Below are 2,869 nucleotides of genomic sequence, written 5' to 3' on the forward strand. Positions count from 1 at the left end.
ATCTAAGCTGCTTATCCGAGGACGGACGCCCGCCTGATGGCCGGCCGAAAGGCCGGGTGCAGCGTCCCTTGCACCCCTTCGGTCCAGCCGTCGCGAACGACATGCGAGCCGACCTTGGTCTCCTCCGCGCGCTGCAGGTTCTCGTGGCGGCAGCAGCGCATGATCAGTGATATCCGGCGCGCGCAAAAGAAATACCGCAGGCGACAAAATGCCTGGCGCGGTATTGCTGTTTTGCAGCTTGCATGACTGATCCTGTCAAAGTGAGCTTATGATTTGACCGATCATCGCCGCCGGCGCAAGTCCGCTTTGCTGGACCAGATCAGCCGATGCTCTCGCCGCCGTCAACCACCAGCGCCTGTCTGGTCGAGATCATCGACGCGCGGATCGGCTGAGCCTCGACTCCATTGGATCGACGGTCGCGAACACCGCGCTCGCCTCGCTGACGATCGAGACATGATCCCGGGCCGCCTTGCCCGCGGCCGCCGCGTCACCGCGCATGATCGCGGTGACGATCACATCATGCTCCTGCCAGGACTTGGCCAGCCGGCCCGGCAGCATGAATTGCGCGCGCCGGAACGGCGCCAGCCGGCTGCGGGTCGCCACCGTCAGCTCGTGGATATGCGTGTTGTGGGCGCCGCGATAAAGCCTGCTGTGGAACTCGGTGTTGAAATACTCGTAGTCCTCCTCGGCGCCGAGCTGCACCATGCGCGCCGACGCCTGATGCTCCATCTCCAGCGAGCGGCGCTCGGCGCCGGTCATGCGCTCGGCGGAGAAGCGCGCGCAGATCGCCTCCAGCTCGGCCATGCTCTCGAACATCGAGGCCAGATGCTCCTGCGTGACCACGGCGACGATGGCGCCTCGGTTGGGCCGCCTCTCGACCAGCCCAATGGCGCTCAACTGGCTGAGCGCCTCCCGGACCGGCGTGCGCGAAACGTCGAAGCGGGCGGCGAGCGAGCCCTCGTCGAGCTTTTCGCCGGGACGCAGATAGCCGGTGACGATGCGGTCCGCGATCGCCCGCACCATCTGATCCACGGTCGTGCCCGACCTGACCAAGCCACGCTTTCCCGACACGTCTCCTCCGCCCAGTTTATTGTCGACGGCCCGCGAGGTGGACGGTCCACGGGCTGTTTCGACTCAAGGCCCGCATCCCTGTATGCCTAGATTTTGACCTCAATGTCAAATTGATCATTTATCAGGCAAAAAGTGCATGCACTTGCCTTTAGTTTATGCATGCCCTCTAAATTCATTTATTGATTTTATTACGGAAAATCAAAAAAAGGAACTGGCACAGCGATTGCATGCACTTTCTTGACGAGGTGTTAACCGACCCCATCAGGGTCCAAGAAAGGGGAGCATTCGATATGACCGGAAAATTCATGCTTAGCCGCCGCAATCTGCTCAAGACCTCCGCCGCCGGGGCGGCGCTCGGTCTGGCCTCGGCGGCCTTTCCGATCCGCGCGGCGCGCGCCGCCGCCGCCACCGTCGGCTTCATCTATGTCGGTCCGAAGGACGACTATGGCTACAACCAGGCGCATGCCGAAGGCGCGGCGTCGCTGAAGGGGGTCGAAGGCATCTCCATTGTCGAGGAAGAGAACGTCCCCGAGACGGTCGACGTCCAGAAGACGATGGAATCGATGATCAATCTCGACGGCGCCTCGCTGATCTTCCCGACCTCCTTCGGCTATTTCGATCCGCATATGCTGGCCATGTGCGCCAAGTTCCCCGACGTGCAGTTCCGCCATTGCGGCGGCATGTGGAACAAGGACAAGCACCCGATGAACGCCGGCTCCTATTTCGGCTATATCGGCATGGGCCAGTATCTGAACGGCGTCGTCGCCGGCCACACCAGCAAGTCGAAGAAGCTCGGCTTCGTCGCCGCCAAGCCGATCCCGCAGGTCCTGCTCAACATCAACTCCTTCCTGCTCGGCGCCCGCTCAGTCGATCCGGCGATCACTTGCCAGGTGATCTTCACCGGCGAGTGGTCGCTGGCGGTGAAGGAGGCCGAGGCCACCAATGCGCTGATCGATCAGGGCGCCGACGTCGTCACCTGCCATGTCGACAGCCCCAAGGTGGTGGTCGAGACAGCCGCCGGTCGCGGCGCTTTCATCTGCGGCTACCACGCCAACCAGAGCCCGCTGGCGCCGGAAAAATACCTGACCGGCGCGGAATGGAACTGGGCCAAGGTCTACAAGATGTTCGTCGACGACCTGATCGCCGGCAAGCCGCTGCCCAATTTCACGCGTGGCGGACTGGCCGACGGCTTCGTCAAGATGAGCCCGCTCGGCCCCGCCGTCGGCGAAGCGGCACGCAAGCAGTTCGACGCCACGCTGGCCGAAATGATGAAGGGCGGCTTCTCCGTCATCAAGGGACCGTTGAAGAGCAACAAGGGCGCCGTCGTCGCGACCGAAGGCCAGGCCTTCGTCGAGACCGCCATCGAGCTCGAAAGCATGGACTATCTCGTCGAGGGCATCGTCGGCTCGACGGCCTGAGGCATTGCGTGTCGCCCAAAACTGCGCGGCGGTTTTGGGATGACGACATGCATCCGAGCAAGAGCTTGAGGCACGCTTCAAGCAGGCCGAGGGAGACGGGATATGGCGGACACTGTGAGCAGCCCGGACGTGCGGACCATCCTCGACGCCGGAGGATACCGGGCGGCGCTCGAATGGACCGCGAGGCGGGCGGAGGCCTTCGTCATTCCGCTCGCGGCGCTGGTCGTCGGCATGGTGCTGTTCAGCCTGTTCATCCTGGCTGTCGGCAAGTCGCCGGTGCAGCTTTATGAGACGATGTGGCGGGGCGGCTTCGGCTCCTGGTTCTCGATCCAGAACTCGCTGTCGCGCGGCGCGCCGCTCCTGCTTGCGGCGCTGTGCGT

General features: G+C 63.4%; 3 protein-coding genes and 1 pseudogene. 2 read left to right on the plus strand and 2 right to left on the minus strand.

Annotated features, from left to right (window positions below):
* Nucleotides 1-11: 11 nt before the first annotated feature.
* Both EOA28_RS39145 and EOA28_RS31340 read right to left on the minus strand, forming a co-directional pair.
* Entirely contained in the window at nt 12-161 is a 150-nt protein-coding gene (locus EOA28_RS39145) for a hypothetical protein (RefSeq protein ID WP_189342283.1), read from the minus strand.
* Nucleotides 162-369: 208 nt separating this feature from the next.
* Entirely contained in the window at nt 370-1,023 is a 654-nt protein-coding gene (locus EOA28_RS31340) for a GntR family transcriptional regulator (RefSeq protein ID WP_245463451.1), read from the minus strand.
* A gap of 338 nt (nt 1,024-1,361) precedes the next feature.
* On the opposite strand from EOA28_RS31340, the gene EOA28_RS31345 reads away from it, so the two are divergent.
* Together EOA28_RS31345 and EOA28_RS31350 are read left to right on the plus strand one after the other, a co-directional pair.
* On the plus strand, nt 1,362-2,489 hold the full coding sequence (locus EOA28_RS31345) for a BMP family ABC transporter substrate-binding protein (RefSeq protein WP_127250404.1): 1,128 nt from the start codon (nt 1,362-1,364) through the stop codon (nt 2,487-2,489).
* Between the two features lie 102 nt (nt 2,490-2,591).
* Nucleotides 2,592-2,869, plus strand: a pseudogene (locus EOA28_RS31350) (ABC transporter permease); the annotation flags it as partial.

The organism is Mesorhizobium sp. M2A.F.Ca.ET.067.02.1.1 (assembly GCF_004023285.1).
Lineage (GTDB): Bacteria > Pseudomonadota > Alphaproteobacteria > Rhizobiales > Rhizobiaceae > Mesorhizobium.